Origin of the sequence: Microbacterium sp. EST19A (assembly GCF_019969685.1) — a bacterium.
Lineage (GTDB): Bacteria > Actinomycetota > Actinomycetes > Actinomycetales > Microbacteriaceae > Microbacterium.
Genome location: NZ_JAHXYZ010000002.1, coordinates 1,587,124 through 1,608,272, shown reverse-complemented (window position 1 = coordinate 1,608,272; position 21,149 = coordinate 1,587,124). Strand labels below are relative to the sequence as shown.

Here is a 21,149-nt window from a genome sequence, read left to right as displayed (position 1 = left end):
CGATCGCCGCGGGCATGCCCGTGCTCGGAACCTGCGCCGGCCTCATCATGCTGGCCGACTCGGTGGTCGACGCCATCGACGGACAGGAGTCCTTCGGCGGGATCGACGCGGTCGTGCGCCGCAACGCGTTCGGACGGCAGGTCGAATCCTTCGAAGCCGACATCGACGTGCCGGCGCTAGGTGAGCCAGCGGTGCACGCGACCTTCATCCGCGCACCTGTCGTCGAGCGTGTCGGAGCCGACGTCGAGGTCCTCGCCGCACTGCCGGACGGAACCGTGGTCGCGGTGCAGCAGGACAACCTACTCGGGACGAGCTTCCACCCGGAAGTCGACGGCGAGACGCGTTTCCACGAGCGCTTCCTCGATCGGATGAGTTCGCGCGGGTCGATGTCGGGTTCGGTGGCGAGCCATCTCGGGTCGGAGCGCACGACGGTGTACTGACTGGGCCCCGCTTCTGCGGGAGCGGGGTATGCCGGGCAATCAGACCCCGATTAGCGTGATTCCATCCTCTGTTCGAGCCGGGTTGTCGTCGCGAGCGCGGGTAGGAGCCGGCGAAACGTCGCGGGAGCCTTGACGGATGCTTCGGAAGCTCCGATATCTGTACGTTTCACCGAGTCGAAGGAGACTAGTGGCGGAGCTCGATGAGGCATCGCAGCTGCACTTGTCGCTGCATCAGAGGGATGCGGGATCATCCACACCGTGGACAGCATCCCTCCTACGCGTTTGAATCGAGGGCATGACCCACTCGCTCCTCTCGATCCTCGAAGACCATGTCTCGCGCGGCACCGCTCCGGGGATCATCGGCGTCACCGGCGCTCCTGACGGGCGGGTCGAGGTCGTCACCGCCGGCGACCTGACGTCGGACGCGATCGTGCGCATCCAATCCATGACCAAGCCGGTCGTGACCGTCGCGGCGCTGCGACTTGTGCAGGACGGACGTCTCGACCTGGACGATCCGGTGCAGCGATGGCTGCCCGAGCTCGCGGACCGCCAAGTGCTGCGCACGCCCACGTCTCCGCTCGATGATGTCGAACCCGCGACCACCCCCATCACCGTGCGGCACCTGCTGACCAACATGTCGGGATACGGGATGATGACCGCGCCGTCCCCGCTGCAGGACGCCATGATCGCCAACCAGACGCAGGCCGGGCAGGAACCCGTCGCCCTCGGCGCGCAGGACTGGCTCGACGCGCTCGCCACCCTGCCGCTCGCTTTTCAGCCGGGTACCGGATGGCGCTACCACCACTCGTTCGGCATCCTCGGCATCCTTCTCTCCCGCCTGGTCGGCGGCTCCCTGGAGGACCACCTGCGGACCGACCTGTTCGAACCGCTCGGCATGGTCGACACCGGGTACACGGTTCCCGTCGATCAGGCGCATCGGCTCCCTGCCGGGTACCGCCACGACGAGAGCGGCGCGCTGGTCGAGATCGAGCCCGCAGCCGGCGGCTTCTACGTCGCGCCGGCACCGTTCGACCTCAGTCACGCGGAACTCGTGTCGACGGCATCCGACTACGCCGCATTCGCGCGGATGCTGGCGACCGGCGGAATGCAGGACGGCAAGGTCGTCGTCGAGGCGGGCCTGCTCGATTCGCTGCGCACCGATCAGGTTCCCGCGGCGGCGAAGATAGAAGACAGCTTCTTCCCCGGATTCTGGGACGGCATGGGATGGGGCTTCGGCGTCGCGGTGGTGACCGAGGGCGAGCACGCCGGACGCTACGGATGGTCCGGCGGCCTCGGAACCGACTTCTTCGTCGACCCCGACGGATCCTTCCAGATCGTGCTCACCCAGGTCGAGATGGGTGAAGCGATGATGGGGCTGCTCGAGGATATCCAGTAGCAGGGGAGGGCAGTCGTCGCGGACGATTCGCGGTGCGGATGCTCGGCGCATGCCGGTCGGATGCCGGGATCGGCATGTGTGCGGGGATGGCGGCCGAGAGCGATGATCACGGTCGACCTGCGGTGTCTTTGTCCGCCGCTCGGTGTGGGGCGAATGCGGACTTTCGATGCGGAACGGATGCCACGTTCGGGTGAAGGGCGGATGCCGGCTTCGGCATGATGCGCGGGGTGGCAGGACGAGCGCGGAGAGGGTCGTCGCGGGGTCTGTTCGCAGGTGCGATTCGCTCCGTCTGGCTACTCGCTGCCTCGCTACCCGAAGCCCTCGCAAGCCCCAAGACAACCAATATACTATCGAAGATAGTTTCGAATGTCGGGTGGTTCGCGGGTAAACTGGGGGCATGTCGAAGCTCCCTGGTCTGGTCGAGGCGGTCACCCGCCTCGAATCGGTGTGGGCGGGCGCGGATGATGCGACGGGGTTGTCGCGGGAGCAGTTGATCGCGGTGAATGACGCGATCGGTGTGGTGCAACGCCGCCTGGATGCGGCGCATGCGGATGTCGCGGCGCGGATCGCCGATGAGTCCCGCACGGAGTTGGGTTCGGGGAGTCTGGCGAAGGAGCACGGGTACCGGACCGCGGGGAAGCTACTCGCGGCGACCGGCGGGATCTCGGCCGGGGACGCGTCCCGCCTGGTGAAAGTGGGGGAGGCGACCGCACCGCGCACGGACCTGCTGGGGGCGATGCTCCCAGCCCGGTACGCGTTGTTGCGGGAGGCGCTCGCGTCAGGGGCGTTGAGTATCGCCGCGGCGGGGTTGATCATCGCGTTGTTGGATCGGTGCCGGGTGGTGGCCGGGGTGGGGCGGATCGGTTTGGGGGAGGAGATCCTCGCCGAGCGGTGCGCCGGGCTCGGGTTGGATGATGTCCGCAAGGTGATCGCCCGGGCGGAGGCCTGGTTGGACCCGGATGGTGTGGAGCCGAAGGATGAGGAGCGTCGGGCGAAGCGGTCGTGCACGGTCTTCGAACGCGACGGGATGGTCCATCTGAACGCGGTGCTCGATGCTGAGACCGCCGCGCCCGTCGTGACCGCGCTGCGGGGATATGTCACGGCCGCGTTCAACGCCCGGATGGATGCTCCGAACCCGGACGCGGCGGATGCGGACCGGCGGACCGTGCCGATGCTGCAGGCTGATGCTCTCGCAATGTTCGCCGCGCACGTCCTCGGGTGCGAGTCCCGGGTCCCGCTCGCGGGAGCGACCGTCATCGTGAGGGGTGGGACATCCGCATCGACGGCACCGGAATCGCCGCACGAGTCTGGTTCATCCCACCCGCCTACGTCGACCCCGCCCGCACACCCCGCACCGGCGGACGACACCGATTCGACATCGCCGCATGAACGGGCCCTGCGCGCAGAGCCTCATCCGCTCACATCAGCGGTGCACCGCCCCGTCAGACCTCCGTCTTCGCCGCGGGAGTGCGTGCGGCACGTCCCTGCGGAAGGCGCCCACCGACCCCGGCGCGACGAAGGTGGTCGGCGATCAGAATGCCGAGAGCCGTGCCACCCACGCAACTCGCCAGGGTGATCGCGAAGAACGCGATCCGCACACCGACCGGCATGGTCTCGAGGTTGAACGACGCCCACGCCAGCAACGGATACACGACACCGACGACGGCAGCGCCGACATAGTGCATCCATGTCCCCCAATACCGCCAGAGCACGAACAGGAACGGCAGCTCCGTGAACGCCGCCCACCATACGTTGGTCGCGACGCTGCCGAATCCATATCCCGAGAACGGCACGATCACCAGCCCCGCAAGCAGGCCGACAAGCAAACCGACCAAAGGACGACGCAGCAACCGCAGCGCGATCACCGACGGCAGCAGCCACAGCCCCGCCAGCGCGACGCTCACGAACGGCAACCCCGGGAACAGGACCGTCGACACCCAGTTCGCCGGCGCGAGCAACAGCCCACCCGCGACACCCAGCGCTGCACACGTCAGCAGGATCGCGGTCGGGAAGCGGAAGCGTCCGCGACTCCGAGGGGCGCCCGCCTTCTCGCCGCTCATACCAGCGGCTCCGCAGCAGCCTCGCGCGCCGCCTTCGAGGCGGGGGAAGCCGCACCGATCTTCCAGTACCCGCAGAAGCTCACCGCGTTCTTGTCGACCCCGCGCTCACCCACCAGGTGCTTCCGCACCCCTGACGCGAGAGACTGCTCGCCCGCCGCATATGCGTGGAAGGTTCCCTCCGGCAACGTCGTCCGCGCCAGAGTCTCCAGCGCCAGAGAACCGGGCGCCACATCGTGCGGCCGCACGATCCAGACCAGCTCGATACCCGCGGGGCGAGGGAACGACAGCGCATCCTCCGTCGTCGGCACCTCGATGATCGCGGTGCCGACGGCATCCGCCGGCAGCGACGCACTGATCGACGCGATCGCCGGCAGCGCCGTCTCATCGCCCACCAGCAGCACGCGATCCGTGCCGCGCTGCGGATTGAACGTCAGGCCCTCATCGATGATCAGCACATGCTCACCCGGCTGGCACGTCTCCGCCCAGCGGGATGCCGGGCCGGCAGTGCCGTCCGCCGCCGAGCCGTGCAGCACGAAGTCCACATCGATCTCGGCACCGGCATCCGCCGTCGCCGCACGATACGCCCGAACGCTGTAGTTGCGCATGACCGGACGCTCGCCATCAGGGATCCGCAGGAACTTCAGATACCCGAACATCTTGTTCGCCTTCGCCGGCACCCGCTCCAGGCCCGCATCGCCGCCGATCGGCAGGAACAATCGGAACCACTGGTCGAAACCCATCGGTCGGAACTTCTCGATCTCACCGCCGCCGAGCGTCACCCTGATCCAATGCGCCGACAGTCGTTCGCTGCGCAGCACCGTGAGGTGGATGAGTTCGGTCGACTCGGGCTTGACCATCTTGCTGAATGCCATCGGGCGCCTTTCAGGGAAGCTGCCAGGGGAAGAACGCGACGAAGATCGCAGCGGATGCCGCAAGACTCGCCACCGTGAACACGAAATCGCGGGCACGGAACGGCACCAGATGCCGTTCGGTCCGCGTCGAGTGGGCGCCGAACGCGCGGGAATCCATCGCGAGCGCCACCCGCTCCGCATGGCGGATCGCACCGGCGAGCAACGGCACGATGTACCCCCACCCGCGAGCGATACGCGCGAACGGACCCCGCCCGCCATGATGTCCGCGCACGCGATGCGCCGCCCGGATCACCGCGAGCTCATGCCCGAAACGCGGCACGAAACGGAATGCCGCCAGCGCCGTGTACCCGATCCGATACGGCACCCGCAGCTGCTGCACGCTCGCCCGCACCAGATCCGGCCCGGTCGTCGTGAGACCACCGATCAGCGCCAGCGCGATGATCGAACCGAGCCGCAGCGCCGTCGCGAAGCCGATCTCGAGCGCACCCGAATACAGCGTCCACCCGCCGATCCGCAGGAAGGGGGCGCTGTCCGCGACGAGCGCGGCATCCACCCACAACGAGAACCCGACGCCGATCGCGAGCATCCCCACCGGCAGGGCCAGCATCATGAGCGCCAGCAGACGCCCCGTCACCCGCGCGCCGATCAGGATCACCGCATACGCCAGCACGAGGAAGGCCGCCGGCGTCGCGAGATCCCGCACGAAGATGAGCAGCACCATCGCCGGCGCGAATCCCACGACCTTCGCCAGCGGATTCAGCCCGTACAGGAACTGATGCCGCGACGTGACCGTCATCGTCGCGTACGGGTCGAAAGCCGCAGCCGGGCGAGAGGTCGTCGTCACGGCGCCACCTCCAGACCGGCGGATGCCAGCACCCGCTGCAACGCGGGAAGACGCAGGCCCGCACCCGCGAACACCTGCTCGTCCTGGAACAGCGCCGACGTCGGGCCGGCAGCATGAACCCGCCCGTCCTTCAGCACCACCGTGTGCGTCGTGTGCTCGGCGACGAGCTGCAGATCGTGCGTGACGATGACGATCGTCGTCCCCTCGGCGCGCAGACTCCGCAGCAGCTCGAGAAGCTCCGACGCCCGGGCACGATCCTGACCGAACGTCGGCTCATCCAGCGCGAGCACCCGAGGCCGCGTGATCAGCGCGGTGCCGACCGACAGCCGCCGCTTCTCGCCGCCGGACAGCAGGAACGGATGCACATCCGCCTTGTGTTCGAGACCGAACCGCGCGAGCATCTCCTCCACGCGAGCCGCGATCTCGGCATCCGGAGCATGCCGCAGGCGAAGTCCATGCGCGAGCTCGTCGAACACCGTATGCGCGATGAACTGATGCTCCGGATTCTGGAACACGAACCCGATGCGCGACGCGAGATCTCGCGGCGAGGCAGAACCAGGATCCATGCCGTCGACGCTCACCATCCCGCGAGGCGGCGGTACGACCCCCGCGATCGCCTGGATCAGCGTCGTCTTTCCCGCACCGTTCGCACCGACGATCGCAGTCAGGCCGCCTTCCGCGAGATCCAGGTCGATTCCCTGCAGGATCTCGGTCCGTCGCCGCCGCACCGTCAGCCCGCGGGCGCGGATGATCGCGTCACCCTCGGTCGTCGAGCGAGCGGGCCGAGACGAGACGGTGACCGACGGCAGGGCGCGTGCGAGCTCCTCCGGCGACAGGGGCAGCGGATCGAACGAGTACCCCTGCTCCCGCAGTCGCAGCGCGGCGAGCGTCGCTGCAGGCAGCCAGACGCCCATCGCGACGAGCTCGTCGGCGTGCTGACGGATGACCTCTGCGGCCGGTCCGTCGAACACGACCCGCCCCTCGCGGTCGAGCACGATCGTGCGCGTCACGAACCCCATCGCCGCATCGAGGTTGTGCTCCACGAGCAAGATCGCTCGATCACCGGCCGCGATCACATCGGTCAGCGCGGCGTAGACGTCGTCGATGCCCTGAGGATCCAGGTTCGCCGTCGGCTCGTCCAGCACGATCAGCGGAGACCCCATCGCCAACGCGCAGGCGATCGCGAGACGCTGCCGCCCGCCACCCGACAGGTGATCGGGGTTCTCGTCGCGACGCTCCCAGAGCCCCACCCGGCGGAGCGCATCCTCGACCCGCGCGCGCACCTCGTCGAGCGGCAGCAGCAGATTCTCCGGCCCGAACGCCACCTCGTCGTACACCGTGCCCGTGACGATCTGCGCATCCGGATCCTGGAACACCATCGCGACCTGCGTGCTCAGCGTCGCGGTCTGCGTCGTCGCCGTGTCGAGCCCGCCCGCCTCGACCGTGCCGGTCATCGTCGCCGGGAGCGCATGCGGGATCAGCCCGTTCAGCGCGAGCGTGAGCGTCGACTTGCCCGACCCCGAAGGTCCGAGCAGCAGCACGACCTCCCCGGCGGCGATGTCGAAGGTGACGGCCCGCGGCGACGGGTGCGCGGCATCCGCGTGGGTGAGAGAGAGCTCACGCACGCGGAGCAGGGGCGCGGATGGGCGCACGGCGGAGTCCCGGGTCGGCGGATCGAACGCTTCTAACTTAGCTGAGCCTTACCTGATCCGCCATCGAGGCGAAACGCGTCAGCGCTGCGCCACGCCTGCCCGCCGCAGAGCCGCGCCGATGGCCAGCCCGACCGCGGTCCAGGCGATCGGCCCGAGCACCGAGATCACCAGGTACAGGATCTGCGCCCACAGCGGCAGAGTCCCGAGGTGCGCCGCGAAGAACACGACGACCGCCACGAGCACCCCGATCACCGCGCCCGAGACGAAGAACCGCCACGCACCCCAGACCCGGTAGCGCGTGAGCGCCGCGACACCCTCCTGGATCGCGCCGAACAGCAACGCCGTGCCGATGAACCGCAGCGCCCACGCCGGGTTGAACGCGCTCGCGACCAGCGCGGCGATCACGTGTGTGATCAGCGCGACGAACGGCCGGCGCAGCACCTCCTGCGCGATGATCCCCGGAAGAACATGCGACCCGAGAAGCAGTCCGTAGGCGAAAGGCGCGGTGAGCAAGACGACCGGAGTCAGCAGCCCCGCGATCCCGCCGATGATGCCCGTGGCGACGCCGATCGCCGCACAGACCAGCAGCAATCTGGTCGAAAGGACGGGGGTTCGGGCCACCGTCCCAGCCTAGTTGCGCCACCGCTTCCGAGCGTCGACCGGGAGCCGTGGAAAACCCCGCACGACGAGCCGAAGTGTCGACCAAAGTCCCCCCTGTGGCCCTTCGTCTATGTTTCCGGCATGCCCCTGGCGCGCCCCTCGACCCCGGACTACTTTGAGCGGCATTGCGGCAACGACGCCGCACGAAGATCATCGAGCATCGGGAGAAGCGCATGGGTCGAACACCCCTCCGCATAGCAGCAGCCACCACCCTGGCCACGCTGTTCATCGCATCGACAGTAACCGCAGGCTACGCGGCGGAGGAGGTGACGCACCCCGTTCCCATCGCCGGCACCCCCGGCCACTACATCGTCGTGATGAAGGCCGATCCTCTCGCCAGCTACGAAGGCGACGTCAAGGGCCTCAAAGCCACGAAGCCCGCCGAGGGCGAGCAGCTCGAGACCCAGTCGCAGGATTCCCAGCGCTACGTCGAGCACCTCCAGACCGAGCAGACCGACCTCGCCACCCAGATCGGCATCACCCCCGACACCACCTACCAGGTCGTGTTGAACGGCTTCAGCGCCGACCTCTCCGGCGAGCAGGTCGACAAGCTCCGCGCCTCGAAGGACGTCTTCGGCGTCTACCCCGATGAGATCCGCCACCCGGATGCGCAGTCCTCGACCGACTTCCTCGGACTCGGCGACGACCGCAAGGGCCGCGGCGGCGTCTGGCAGCAGACCGGCGGCGTCGACAAGGCAGGCGAGGGCGTCGTGGTCGGCGTCATCGACACGGGTATCGCGCCCGAGCATCCGTCGTTCGAGGGCAAGAAGCTCAAGAAGCAGAACAAGCAGCAGAGCCGCCACAAGGGCAACCAGCCCTACACCGACGGCACAAACGTGTACTTCGACAAGTCCGACGGCGGGCAGTTCCAGTCCGCGATGGTCGAGGGCCAGGACTGGGACAAGCGCGACTACTCGTCCAAGCTCATCGGCGGCCAGTACTTCTACGCCGGCGCGCAGGCGACCGGCTTCGACTTCCAGTACGACTACCTCTCGCCGCGCGACGGCGACGGTCACGGCTCGCACACCGCGAGCACCGCGGCCGGAAACTTCAAGGTCAAGGCCCAGATCGAGAACGTGAAGTTCGGCACGATCTCGGGCGTGGCCCCGGACGCGAAGATCGCGGCCTACAAGGCCTGCTACGTCGGCCCCGACGACACCGTCACCACGGACGACATCTGCGCTCTCAGCGACCTCGTCGCCGCGATCGACCAGGCCGTCGCCGACGGCGTCGACGTGATCAACTACTCGATCGGCGGCGGCGCGGCCACGACCGTCATGGCCCCCGAGGACCTCGCGTTCTTCAACGCGGCGGCCGCGGGCGTCTTCGTCGCGGTGAGCGCCGGCAACGACGGCCCCGACCCCGTCACCGCCGACCACGCCTCGCCCTGGTACACGACCGTCGCCGCATCGACCATCCCGACCTGGGAGGGCACGGTGCAGTTCGACGGCTTCGCCCAGGCAGGTGCCTCGGTGAGCGTGCCGTTCGGCAAGACCGTGAAGGGCCCGTCGATCTACGCGGGGGATGCCGCGGCATCCGGCGCCACCGCGGCGAACGCCGCGCTCTGCCTCCCCGGCACTCTCGATCCGGCGAAGGTCACCGGCCACATCGTCGTCTGCGATCGCGGGAACAACGCGAGAGCGGAGAAGTCGCAGGTCGTGAAGGATGCCGGCGGCATCGGCGTCGTCCTCGTGAACGTGCCGGGTGGCTCGGACTCGCTGGACAACGACTTCCACGCCGTGCCGACCGTGCACCTCAGCTCGGTGCATCGGGCCGCCGTGCTCGCCTACGTACAGGGGGGCGCCGACCGTCCGATCACGCTCGTCGGCGAGAACACCACGGGCGTCACGACGCCGACGCCGCAGATCGCGGGCTTCTCGAGCCGCGGTCCGGCTCTCGCCGACGGCAGCGACGTCATGAAGCCGGATGTCTCGGCTCCCGGCGTCGCGATCCTCGCGGCGACGAACAACGCACCGGGAGACAAGCCGACCTTCGGCATCCTCTCCGGCACGTCGATGGCGTCCCCGCACATCGCGGGTCTCGCCGCCCTCTACCTCGGTGAGCGCCCCAAGGCGACGCCCGCCGAGATCAAGTCGGCGATGATGACCACCGCCTACGACACGGTGCTCGCCGACGGATCGCCGAACACGAACCCGTTCGAGCAGGGCGCGGGTCAGGTCGACCCGACGCGCTTCTTCAACCCCGGTCTGCTGTACCTCAACGGCGTGAAGGACTGGGCGGCGTTCCTCGACGGCAAGGGGCTCTCGGACTTCCCGGGGATCGAGCCGATCGACGGCAGCAACCTCAATCAGGCGTCCATCTCGATCGGCACCCTGGCGAGCTCGCAGACCGTGACGCGGTCCGTCACCTCGACCGAGAAGGGCGTCTTCACGGCGAAGGCCTCGGTCCCGGGCGTGAACGTGAAGGTCAGCCCGCAGCAGCTCACGTTCGACAGGCCGGGTCAGACGAAGACCTTCACGGTGACGTTCGACAACGCCAGCGCACCGGTCGAGCAGTGGGCGACCGGATCGCTGGTCTGGACGAGCAAGAAGAACTCGGTCCGCTCGCCGATCGCGCTCTTCCCGGTGACGGCGGATGCTCCGGCAGAGGTCTCCGGCACCGGCGTCGACGGCAGCACCACCGTGGAGGTCATCCCCGGCCTCACGGGAGATCTGCCGCTCAACCTGTCGGGTCTCACTCCGTTCGAGCTGCTCGCCGACCCGGACAATCCGGTGGAGGGTCACTCGGGCGATGAGAAGTCGGGCGACGCCAACAAGGACGTCGCGTGGATCGTCGAGGTTCCCGAGGGCACCACGCTCTCGCGCTTCGACCTCGACTCGTCGGACGATGAAGGCAGCGACCTCGACCTCACCGTGTACCGCGTGGTGAGTGCCGATGACCTGCAGTACTACCAGCGCTGGCAGTCGGCGACCGGTTCGGCGGACGAGAGGGTCACGATCCCCGCGCCCACCCCCGGCACCTACCTCGTGGTGGCGAACATCTACTCGACGACCGGGCCGATGACGTGGGACATGTCCTACGCCAATGTGGTGCCCGGCGGCGAGGGAGCGTTCACTGCGACGCCGAACCCGCTCCCGGTGGTCCGCGGTGTGAAGACGAGCTACCAGCTCGGCTGGACCGGCCTCACGGCCGGCACCCGCTACCTCGGCCTGGTGCAGTACGGCGACTCCGCGGTCCGCACGATCGTGACCGTCGACGCCCCGGCCGCGGCGGACGTGCCGGACGTGGATGCGCCCGAGACGGAGGCTCCGGAAACGGAGGCCCCGCCGACGGAGGCCCCGCCGACGGAAGCACCCGAGACCGAGGCACCGCCGACCGAGGCGCCGCCGACGGAGCAGCCCGAGTAGTCGCACCGTCTCGTCTCACTTCGTCCGCTCGACGACCGGGGTCCTCCCCTCTCGGTCGTCGAGCGGACGTCGTCGAGCGAGCACGCCCGAGCTTCCGTTCATCGCGTGATCGGCGCCGCTCGTCGCAGCATCCGCTCTCGGCCCCTCCTCGGGCACCGACGTCTTCCTAGCGTGGGGGAACGCAACGTCGCGTATCCCGAGGAGACCCCCATGACCGCACCGGGCAGAACCACACCCGACATCGTCACCGACCCGAAGCTTCCTCCCGTCGCCCTCAGCGACGAGCATCACGAGAAGGCCAACCGCTGGACCCTGCCCAAGATCATCCTCTGGGCGGCGATCGCCCTCCTGGGCGCCGTGGCCTGGACGATGCTCGCGATCGTCCGCGGTGAGACCGTCAACGCGATCTGGTTCGTGTTCGCCGCGGTCTGCACGTACCTGATCGGCTACCGCTTCTACTCGAAGGTGATCGAGAAGTACATCACCCGCCCCGACGACCGTCGCGCCACCCCGGCCGAGGTCAAGCAGGACGGCAAGGACTTCGTCCCCACCGATCGCCGCGTCCTCTACGGCCACCACTTCGCCGCCATCGCCGGCGCCGGTCCGCTCGTCGGTCCGGTTCTCGCCGCGCAGATGGGCTATCTCCCCGGCACGATCTGGATCATCGTCGGCGTCGTGCTCGCCGGTGCCGTGCAGGACTACACGGTGCTCTTCTTCTCGATGCGCCGCGGCGGCCGCACGATCGGCCAGATGGCGCGACAGGAGCTCGGTCGCATCGGCGGCACTGCCGCGATCATCGCCTCGCTGCTGATCATGCTGATCATCGTCGCGATCCTGGCCCTCGTCGTCGTCAACGCGCTCGGCGAGAGCCCGTGGGGCGTCTTCTCGGTCGCGATGACCATCCCGATCGCGATCTTCATGGGCATCTACCTGCGATTCATCCGTCCCGGCAAGGTCACCGAGGTCTCGATCATCGGCTTCGTGCTGCTCATGGCCGCGATCATCGGCGGCGGTCAGGTCGCGGCGACCGACTGGGGTCAGGCGATCTTCCACCTCGACCGCACGACGATCGCCTGGGGCATCATCATCTACGGCTTCATCGCCGCCGTGCTCCCGGTCTGGCTGCTGCTCGCGCCGCGCGACTACCTGTCGACCTTCATGAAGATCGGCGTCATCGTCATGCTGGCCGGTGCGATCATCCTCGTGCGCCCCGAGATCACGGTCCCCGCGATCAGCGTGTTCGGCGAGAACGGCATGGGTCCGGTGTTCGCGGGTCCTCTCTTCCCGTTCCTGTTCGTGACGATCGCGTGCGGAGCGCTGTCGGGGTTCCATGCCCTGATCGCCTCCGGCACCACCCCGAAGCTCATCGAGAAGGAGCGCCAGACGCGCTTCATCGGCTACGGCGGCATGCTCATGGAATCCTTCGTCGCGATCATGGCGCTCGTCGCCGCGATCTCGATCGACCAGGGCATCTACTTCGCGATGAACGCCCCGACGGCGGCGACAGGAGGCACGGTCGAAGGGGCCGTCGCCTTCGTGAACTCGCTGGGGCTGACGGGGGTGAACCTCACACCGGAGATGCTCACCGGCACGGCTCAGGCGGTCGGCGAGGAGTCGATCGTCTCGCGCACCGGTGGTGCACCGACACTCGCTCTCGGCCTCGCGCACATCATGCAGCAGGCCCTCGGCGGGCAAGCGCTCATGGCGTTCTGGTACCACTTCGCGATCATGTTCGAGGCCCTGTTCATCCTCACCGCGGTGGATGCCGGAACCCGCGTGGCCCGCTTCATGCTGCAGGACTCGATCGGCGCCTGGTTCCCGAAGTTCCGTGACGTCTCGTGGCGTCCCGGGGTCTGGATCTGCACCGCGATCATGGTGGCCGGCTGGGGAGCGATCCTCATCCTCGGCGTCACCGACCCGCTCGGCGGCATCAACACCTTCTTCCCGCTGTTCGGCATCGCGAACCAGCTGCTCGCCGCGATCGCGCTCGCCGTGGTGCTGGCCATCGTCGCCAAGCGCGGGCGCAGCTACTTCAAGTGGTTGTGGATCATCGGTCTGCCGCTCGCATTCACCGCGGTCGTCACGATCACGGCCTCGCTGTACAAGATCCTCTCGCCGGTGCCGGCGATCGGGTACTGGGCGAACCACTTCAAGTACCTCGAGGCGAAGAACACGGGCGACGACTCGCTCGGCGCACCCGAAGTGCTCGATGCCGTCATCCGCAACACCGCGGTGCAGGGCACCCTGTCGATCATCTTCGTCACCCTCGCGATCATCGTGATGGTCGCGGCGGTGATCGTCACGATCAAGGCGATCCGCAACGGCGGTGGCGAGAACACCGAGGAGACCCCGGTCGCCTCGCGACGCTTCGCACCGGCCGGGTTCCTGCCGAACTCCACCGAGCGTGAGCTCGAGAAGCAGTGGGAGCCGATCCTCGCCGACGACCGCAAGGCGTCGAGCCACTGATGAGCGCATCACAGGCGGATGCCGCGACCACCCCTCTGCGCATGGTGCTCCGTGCCGCAGGGCGGGTCGGTCGCGGCATCCGCTGGTACATGACGACGCTGATGGGCGACACGGCGTACGCGACGTACGTCGCCCATCACCATCGTGCGCACCCGGACGAGGAGCCGATGACGGAGCGGCAGTTCTGGCGGCAGAAGATGGACGACCAGGACCGCAACCCCGGTGCCCGGTGCTGTTGAGACACGGTACTGCTGACGTCTTTATGCTGAACGCATGACCGACGTCGTTCTCGCTGCCGCGCTGGGCGTGCTCGGCGGCGTGGTCCTGACGGTCCTGCTGCTGCTGGCGCGTCGACTGGCGCGCGGCGCGACGGATCTCGGCAGCGACGCGGAGCAGGGCGCGCTGCAGGCGCTGCACCAGGCGAGTCTCGCGGCGCCGCACCTGCGTGGTGGACTCGCGGCGCCCGACGTCGTGAAGGCCGCCCGGCACCTGCGTGTGCTCCTCGGCAGTGCGGCTGTCGCGATCGTGAGCTCGGAGGGCACCGTGTCGTTCGACGGCACGTCCGACGGCCTCGAGTCGGCCGCTCTCCGCATCGCCTCGCAGGTGACGGATTCCCGGCGGCGGCAGGTCTTCCCCGCACCGGGCCCGGATGACGACCTCGAAGCGGTCGGCGCGCCGATCGTCGTCGACGGCCGTGTCGTCGGGGTGATCGTGGCATTCGCCGCACCCGTGCGGGCCTCCCTCGTGCGGGCGGCGGAGGAGGTCGCCGACTGGTGCGCCGCGCAGGTCGAACTCGGCGGTCTCGACGCCTCGCGCACCCAGCTCGCCGAGGCCGAGCTGCGATCGCTTCGTGCCCAGATCTCGCCGCACTTCATCTACAACGCGCTCACCGCGATCGCCTCGTTCATCCTCACCGACCCCGGTCGTGCCCGCGAGCTGGTGCTCGAGTTCGCCGACTTCACCCGCTACTCCTTCCGGCGGCAGGGGGAGTTCACCACGCTCGCGGAGGAGCTCGGCAGCATCCACTCCTATCTCGAGCTGGAACGCGCGCGCTTCGGCGACCGGCTGCGGGTGACTCTGCAGATCGCTCCGGAGACCCTCGCGACGGTCATCCCGTTCCTCTCGGTGCAGCCGCTGGTCGAGAACGCCGTGCGCCATGGGCTGGAGCCGGGGGAGGGCGGCGGCGAGATCCGCATCGTCTCGCGCGACGACGGCACGCACACCGAGATCGCGGTCGAGGACGACGGCGTGGGCATGGACCCGGAAGGCCTGCGCGCCACCCTCACCGCCGGCGACGACGGCGTGCACGTGGGGCTGCGCAATGTCGACACGCGCCTCCGTCAGCTGTACGGCGCCGAGGGCGGACTGGTCGTCGAGACCAACACCGGCGCCGGCACCCTGGTGCGCATGCGGGTGCCGAAATCCCAGCCGCTGCATGATCCGCTCCACGAGCCGGTGACATCGTGATCGACGTCCTCGTCGCCGACGACGAGAGGCCGGCCCGGGAGGAACTGGTCCACCTGCTGCGCACCGACGACCGCGTGGGCGAGATCCTCACGGCCGCGAACGGGGCGGACGCCCTCCGGCAGCTGTCGGAGCGCGTGGTGCAGATCGCCTTCCTCGACATCCACATGCCGGGGCTGACCGGCACCGACCTCGCCCGTGCGCTGCTCTCGCTCGCCGCACCCCCGGCCGTCGTGTTCGTGACGGCCGACGACGCCCGCGCCGTCGAGGCCTTCGAGTTGCGCGCGGCGGACTATCTGCTCAAGCCGGTCCGCACCGAGCGGCTGCGGCAGGCGATCGACCGCGTGGTCGAGCTCGGCGATGCGGCGAGACCCGGCGACGACGAGATGCTGCCCGTCACGGTCGGGTCGGCCGTGCGGTTCGTGCGCCGCAGCGACGTGCGCTGGGTGCAGGCGCAGGGCGACTACTCCCGTCTGCACACCGGCGACGGCGTCGGGCACCTCGTGCGCATCCCGATCTCGGAGCTCGAGACGCGATGGGCGGATGCCGGCTTCCTGCGCATCCACCGCTCCTCGCTCGTCCGCGCGGCCGCCGTGACCGAGGCGCGCCTCTCGGGGGCGGAACCCTCGGTCTCGATCGGCGAGCTGGCGCTCCCGGTCAGCCGGCGCCTGGTGCCGGCGGTGCGCGAGGCGCTCGTGCGCGGCGAGGGCATCGGATGAGCGGGGGCATCGCATGAGTGACGCGCCCAAGCGCGTGCGGGTGACGGCGGATGCCCCGCCGCGGCGCACGCCGACCTACACCCGCGGCATCGCCCTGCCCGGTTCGCCGGTGGATGAGGCGGATGCCGTGTACGCCCGGGCCCTCATGCGCAGCCAGCTGCGCCTCGCACTCGGCACGGTCGCGGGCTTCGTGCTCGTGGTCGTCGCCCTGACGCTGACGATCGCGCTGATCCCCGAGATCGGCCAGGTGCTGGTGTGGGGGCTGCCGCTGTCGTGGCTGCTGCAGGCGTACGCGTTCTACCCGATCATCCTCGTGTTCGCGGTGCTCTACGTGCGCACCGCCGCCCGCAACGAACGGCGCTATCGCGCGCTCCGGGACCGCGAGTGAACGCCGTCATGGACCTCGTCGGCGTCGCGCTCGTGATCGTCGCGACGCTGCTCATCGGCGTGTACGGGCTGCGCATCTCCCGCACGACCGGTGACTTCTTCGTGGCCTCGCGCACGGTGCGTCCGGTCTGGAACGCCTCGGCGATCAGCGGCGAGTACCTCTCGGCCGGTACCTTCCTCGGACTCTCGGGACTCGTGCTGCTCGACGGCGCCCGCGGCTTCTGGTTCCCGATCGGCTACGCGGCCGGATACCTGCTGGTGCTCGCCTTCGTCGCGGCGCCCCTCCGCCGCAGCGGCGCGTACACGATCCCCGACTTCATCGAGGCGCGCCTCGAATCGGTGGCAGCCCGCCGGGTCACCAGCATCGCGGTGCTGATCATCGGCTGGCTCTACATCGTGCCGCAGCTGCACGGTGCCGGCATCACGCTGCTGGTGGTGGCCGGCGTGCCGGAGTGGGTGGGAGCCGTCACGGTCGCGGTACTGGTCGCGGCGGCAGTGGCCGCGGGTGGAATGCGCGCGATCACCTACGTGCAGGCGTTCCAGTACTGGCTCAAGCTCACGGCGCTCTTCGTGCCGGTGGTGTGCATCGCGTTCGCGCTCAGTGGCGGACCGCACGACTTCGATCCGGCGCTCGTGTTCCCCGCCGAGGCCGGACCGTCGGGGTTCGACGCGTACGAGACGGCATCCCTCCTGCTGGCTCTGCTGCTCGGCACCATGGGCCTGCCGCACGTGCTGGTGCGGTTCTACACCAGCCCGACAGGGGTGTCGGCGCGCCGGACCACCGTGATCGTCATCGTCATGGTGAGCGCCTTCTACGCCGTGTCGAGCACGATGGGCCTGCTGGCGCGCATCGCCGCCCCCGACCTCGCGGTGCCCGGCATCGCCGACACGGTCGTGCTGCAGCTGCCCTCGCGCGTCTTCCCGGGCGTCTTCGGCGAACTGCTCACGGCGCTCATCGTGGCGGGCGCGTTCGCCGCCTTCCTGGCGACCTCGGCGGGGCTCGTCGTGTCGCTCGCCGGAGTGATCAGCCAGGACGTGTTCTCCGGCTCGGTGCGCTCGTTCCGGCTCTCGGCCGTGCTCTGCGCGCTGGTGCCGCTCGCGATCGCGCTGCTCACGGCTCCGGCCGGGCTCGGGTCGAGCGTCGGGGTGGTCTTCGTCGTGGCCGCGTCGACGCTGTCGCCGGTGGTGCTGCTGGGCGTGTGGTGGCGACGGCTCACCGCGCGCGGGGCCGTGGCCGGGATGCTGTCCGGCGGGCTCGCGGCCGGTCTCGCCCTGCTCGTGCACGCCGCGATCGGCGGGGTCGGAGCAGCGGCGCCCTACCTCGCGCAGCCTGCGGCGTGGACCATCCCGCTCGCCGCCGCCGTCACGGTCGTGGTGTCGCTGCTCGACCCGCGCGGACCGTCGCCGCGCACCGCGCGCTTCCTCGCGCGGGTGCACACGCCGGAGCGCGGCTGAGTCAGATCTTGCGGCCGCGGGGCATCAGCCGCACGTCGGGCAGGGGCGGCGCGGGGATGCGCACGTCGTGCCCGTCGACCGTCCCGAAACGAGCGGATGCCGCTTCCCACTCCTCGCGCGCCGCGACGATCTCGTCGTGCTCGCGGCCGGCGAAGTTCCACCACATCACGATCTCATCCTCGAACGGCTCGCCGCCGAGGAGGAACAGGAGAGCGCCCTCGGTCGACGAGACCTCGACGTGATCGCGGGAGTCGCCGAGATACAGCAGCTCGTTGCGCTCCATCGGATGCTCGGACACGACGGCATCTCCCTCGACGAGCATGAGCGCGTGCTCCCACTCCGGCTGCAGCGGCAGTCGCACGCGCGAGCCGGGGGCGAGAACGATCTCCGCGCCGACGATCGGAGTGTGCACCGTCGCCGGCGACGAGACACCGGCGAACTCGCCGAGCACGACCGTCGCCGCGGCATCCGCTCCCTCGTATGCCGTGAGCGTCACGCCCGGCAGTTCCGTGTGCTGCTCGAATTCGGCCGCGCCGTGGCGGGTCGACTCGGGCAGCACGACCCAGAGCTGCAAGGCGTCGAGGGGGATCGGGCCGTCGCCGATCGAGTACTCCGAGTGCGAGATGCCGTTCCCCGCGGTCATCAGGTTCAGCTGCCCGCGGCGCAGGTCCGCGTCGCTGCCGAGCGAATCGCGATGCCGGATCTCGCCGACGAGCGGCCAGGTCACGGTCTGCAGCCCGATGTGCGGATGCGGTTCGACGCGCATCTTCGTCTCGGCGGGACCGAACCGGTCGAGGAAGCACCAGGCGCCGATCGTCGGCAGGTTGCGATGCGGGAGGGCGCGCAGCACGTTCATCCCGCGCACCCCGCCGAGCGGAACCTCGCGGGGCTCCAGGACGATGCGGCGCTGCCCGATCATTCGGAATCGGCCGTTCGGGGGCGCGGCCAGCGGATCTCCGCGCCCGGGATCTCGTGCGTCTCGAGGTACTTCGCGATGTAGGGGCACAGCGGCACGATCGCCTCGCCGCGACCGGCGGCATCCGTCAGCGCCGCCGACGCGAGCCTGCCCGCGAGGCCCTGACCCTGGAACTCGTCGTCGATCTCGGTATGGAGGAAGCGGATGGAACCGGGGCGCAGGTCGAACGCGGCGAAGCCGGCGAGCACGTCGCCCGAGCGGATCTCGTAACGGGACTCTTCGTCGTCGCGGGTGACGGTGATGTCGGTCATCGGGTCTCCTTCATGCGTCTGCATCCAACCTACGCCCGGATCTGTGGACAGGCACCGCCGACGTCGGCGGGGATCGTTACGCTGGAGGGATGCCGCAGACTCCCCGTGACCCGTACGCGGACCTGCCGTACGCCGACGAGCCCTACGACGACGGCTGGGAGTCGTCCGTTCCGCCCGAGCCGATGGACTGGGAGCCGCAGGGCGCGGGCTTCGAGCCGCCGCTCGACTGGGGCCCCGGGCCGGTCACGAAGGTCGCCCCGGCATCCGCACCGGCAGCCCGCAAGGCGACGCCGAGCAGGTACCCGACCGCCGCCGAGGCGCTGCACACGGTCTTCGGCTACGACGAGTTCCGCGGCGATCAGGCCGACATCGTCGCGCAGGTGATCGGGGGCGGCGACGCCGTCGTGCTGATGCCCACCGGTGGTGGAAAGAGCATCACGTACCAGGTGCCGGCGCTCGTGCGCGAGGGCACGGGTCTCGTCATCAGCCCGCTCATCGCCCTCATGCACGACCAGGTCGACGCGCTGCGCGCCAACGGCGTCAAGGCCGCCTACCTGAACTCGACCCAGGCGATCGATGAACGGCGCGAGGTCGAGCGGGCGTACGTCGCCGGCGAGCTCGACCTCATCTACGTCGCCCCCGAGCGGCTCTCCAACGCGCAGACCACGGCCCTGCTGCAGCGCGGCACGCTCAGCGTCATCGCGATCGACGAGGCGCACTGCGTATCGCAGTGGGGGCACGACTTCCGCCCCGACTACCTCGCGCTGGGCGACCTCGGCGAGCGGTTCCCCGGTGTGCCGCGCATGGCGCTCACCGCGACGGCGACCGCGGCCACGCACAAGGAGATCACCGAGCGGCTGCACCTCGACGGCGCCGAGCACTTCGTGGCGAGCTTCGACCGCCCGAACATCCAGTACCGCATCGTGCCGAAGGTCGACCCGCGCAAACAGCTCGTCTCGTTCATAAAGTCGCAGACGGCCATCGACACGACCGCCCAGCCCGCGGGCATCGTCTATGCGCTCAGCCGCAAGTCGGTCGAGCAGACGGCCACGTATCTCGCCGCGCAGGGCATCGACGCGCTGCCGTATCACGCCGGTCTCCCGGCCGAGGTGCGCGCCGCGAACCAGTCCCGCTTCCTCCGCGACGACGGCGTGGTCATGGTCGCCACGATCGCGTTCGGCATGGGTATCGACAAGCCCGACGTGCGCTTCGTCGCGCACATCGACCTGCCGAAGTCGGTCGAGGGCTACTACCAGGAGACCGGTCGTGCGGGCCGAGACGGCGAGCCGTCGGTCGCGTGGATGGCGTACGGTCTCGGCGACGTCGTGCAGCAGCGCCGCATGATCGACCAGAGCCCCGGCGACCGCACGTTCAAGATGCGGCTCGGGCAGCACCTCGACGCGATGCTCGCCCTCTGCGAGACCGTCGAGTGCCGCCGGCAGAACCTGCTCGGGTACTTCGGGCAGGAGTCCCAGCCCTGCGGCAACTGCGACACCTGCCTCGACGACACCGAGACCTTCGACGGCCTCGTCCCCGCGCAGAAGCTGCTCTCGACGATCGTGCGGCTGAAGCGCGAGCGCAACCAGTCGTTCGGCGCCGGGCACCTCGTCGACATCCTCCGCGGCGCCTCGACCGAGCGCATCCGTCAGCAAGGACACGACAAGCTCGCGACCTACGGCATCGGCGCCGACCTCTCCGACCAGGACTGGCGCAGCGTCGTCCGGCAGCTCCTCGCCCGCGGCATCCTGGTCGCGCAGGGCGACTACGGCACCCTCGCCCCCGGTGAGGCCGCGGCCGCCGTGCTGCGCGGCGAGACGCCGGTGCCGCTCCGCAAGGACACGATCGGCCGGCCGGCATCGTCGTCGCGCGCGCGCAAGGCCAGCGCGGCAGACGCCCTGGATGCCGGGGACCGCGGGCTGTTCGAGGCGCTGCGCGCCTGGCGTGCCGAGACCGCGCGCGAGCAGGGCGTGCCCGCGTACATCGTGTTCGGTGATGCGACGCTGCGGGCCCTCGCCGAGCATCGCCCGGCATCGCTCGGTGCGCTCGACGGCATCACCGGTATCGGCGCGAAGAAGCGCGAGGCCTACGGCGAGGGCGTGCTCGCCGTCATCGCAGCGGCCCGAGCGGCCTGAGCCGCGC

At 69.5% G+C, this 21,149-nt stretch carries 17 protein-coding genes and 1 pseudogene; 11 read left to right on the top strand and 7 right to left on the bottom strand.

The genetic code is table 11. The annotated features are described in order from the left end of the window. From pdxT to LC452_RS17685, 3 genes and pseudogenes are all read left to right on the top strand, one after another. Positions 1-440 (top strand): pyridoxal 5'-phosphate synthase glutaminase subunit PdxT (gene pdxT / locus LC452_RS17695; RefSeq protein ID WP_223627614.1); only part of this gene is annotated, 440 nt, incomplete at its 5' end. 295 nt (positions 441-735) lie between these two features. Then, the gene (locus tag LC452_RS17690; protein ID WP_223627612.1) at positions 736-1,836 is read left to right on the top strand and encodes a serine hydrolase; all 1,101 of its coding nucleotides are present in this window, start codon (positions 736-738) and stop codon (positions 1,834-1,836) included. 397 nt (positions 1,837-2,233) lie between these two features. Next, a pseudogene (locus tag LC452_RS17685) lies at positions 2,234-3,007 on the top strand (DUF222 domain-containing protein); the annotation flags it as partial. 271 nt (positions 3,008-3,278) lie between these two features. On the opposite strand, the gene LC452_RS17680 reads toward LC452_RS17685, so the two are convergent. The 5 genes from LC452_RS17680 to LC452_RS17660 form a co-directional block, all read right to left on the bottom strand. Further along, complete coding sequence (locus LC452_RS17680) at positions 3,279-3,896, bottom strand: ECF transporter S component (protein WP_223627610.1); 618 nt, start codon at positions 3,894-3,896, stop codon at positions 3,279-3,281. Next, complete coding sequence (locus LC452_RS17675) at positions 3,893-4,768, bottom strand: siderophore-interacting protein (RefSeq protein ID WP_223627608.1); 876 nt, start codon at positions 4,766-4,768, stop codon at positions 3,893-3,895. The genes LC452_RS17680 and LC452_RS17675 overlap by 4 nt, the downstream gene beginning before the upstream one ends. Positions 4,769-4,778: 10 nt before the next feature. Next, positions 4,779-5,564: an energy-coupling factor transporter transmembrane component T gene (locus LC452_RS17670; protein ID WP_223627718.1), complete on the bottom strand. Its 786-nt coding sequence runs from the start codon at positions 5,562-5,564 to the stop codon at positions 4,779-4,781. A 44-nt stretch (positions 5,565-5,608) separates the two neighbouring features. Next, the gene (locus tag LC452_RS17665; RefSeq protein ID WP_223627606.1) at positions 5,609-7,264 is read right to left on the bottom strand and encodes an ABC transporter ATP-binding protein; all 1,656 of its coding nucleotides are present in this window, start codon (positions 7,262-7,264) and stop codon (positions 5,609-5,611) included. Between the two features lie 78 nt (positions 7,265-7,342). Beyond that, the gene (locus LC452_RS17660; RefSeq protein ID WP_223627604.1) at positions 7,343-7,885 is read right to left on the bottom strand and encodes an ECF transporter S component; all 543 of its coding nucleotides are present in this window, start codon (positions 7,883-7,885) and stop codon (positions 7,343-7,345) included. A 212-nt stretch (positions 7,886-8,097) separates the two neighbouring features. Between LC452_RS17660 and LC452_RS17655 the strand changes: the two genes are divergently transcribed. The 7 genes from LC452_RS17655 to LC452_RS17625 all read left to right on the top strand — a co-directional run bounded on the left by LC452_RS17655 (position 8,098) and on the right by LC452_RS17625 (position 17,783). Further along, entirely contained in the window at positions 8,098-11,292 is a 3,195-nt protein-coding gene (locus LC452_RS17655; protein ID WP_223627603.1) for a S8 family serine peptidase, read from the top strand. 210 nt (positions 11,293-11,502) lie between these two features. Next, the gene (locus LC452_RS17650) at positions 11,503-13,758 is read left to right on the top strand and encodes a carbon starvation CstA family protein (protein WP_223627601.1); all 2,256 of its coding nucleotides are present in this window, start codon (positions 11,503-11,505) and stop codon (positions 13,756-13,758) included. 41 nt (positions 13,759-13,799) lie between these two features. Further along, the gene (locus tag LC452_RS17645; RefSeq protein WP_223627717.1) at positions 13,800-13,997 is read left to right on the top strand and encodes a YbdD/YjiX family protein; all 198 of its coding nucleotides are present in this window, start codon (positions 13,800-13,802) and stop codon (positions 13,995-13,997) included. 34 nt (positions 13,998-14,031) lie between these two features. Then, positions 14,032-15,225: a sensor histidine kinase gene (locus tag LC452_RS17640; RefSeq protein WP_223627600.1), complete on the top strand. Its 1,194-nt coding sequence runs from the start codon at positions 14,032-14,034 to the stop codon at positions 15,223-15,225. After that, positions 15,222-15,941 (top strand): LytTR family DNA-binding domain-containing protein, encoded by a 720-nt coding sequence (locus LC452_RS17635; protein WP_223627598.1) that lies wholly within the window; start codon positions 15,222-15,224, stop codon positions 15,939-15,941. Before LC452_RS17640 ends, LC452_RS17635 begins: the two co-directional genes overlap by 4 nt. Positions 15,942-15,954: 13 nt before the next feature. Beyond that, positions 15,955-16,329, top strand: coding sequence for a heavy metal transporter (locus LC452_RS17630; protein ID WP_223627597.1), 375 nt, complete (start codon positions 15,955-15,957; stop codon positions 16,327-16,329). Beyond that, entirely contained in the window at positions 16,326-17,783 is a 1,458-nt protein-coding gene (locus tag LC452_RS17625) for a cation acetate symporter (protein ID WP_223627595.1), read from the top strand. The genes LC452_RS17630 and LC452_RS17625 overlap by 4 nt, the downstream gene beginning before the upstream one ends. Before the next feature lies 1 nt (position 17,784). Here LC452_RS17625 and LC452_RS17620 read toward each other — a convergent pair whose 3' ends face one another. Together LC452_RS17620 and LC452_RS17615 are read right to left on the bottom strand one after the other, a co-directional pair. Then, positions 17,785-18,702, bottom strand: coding sequence for a pirin family protein (locus LC452_RS17620; RefSeq protein WP_223627593.1), 918 nt, complete (start codon positions 18,700-18,702; stop codon positions 17,785-17,787). Continuing rightward, positions 18,699-19,010, bottom strand: a complete 312-nt coding sequence (locus tag LC452_RS17615) for a GNAT family N-acetyltransferase (RefSeq protein ID WP_223627592.1) — start codon at positions 19,008-19,010, stop codon at positions 18,699-18,701. Before LC452_RS17615 ends, LC452_RS17620 begins: the two co-directional genes overlap by 4 nt. 89 nt (positions 19,011-19,099) lie before the next feature. Here LC452_RS17615 and recQ point away from each other — a divergent pair, with 89 nt between their 5' ends. After that, positions 19,100-21,142 (top strand): DNA helicase RecQ, encoded by a 2,043-nt coding sequence (gene recQ, locus LC452_RS17610; RefSeq protein WP_223627590.1) that lies wholly within the window; start codon positions 19,100-19,102, stop codon positions 21,140-21,142. Positions 21,143-21,149: the final 7 nt, after the last annotated feature.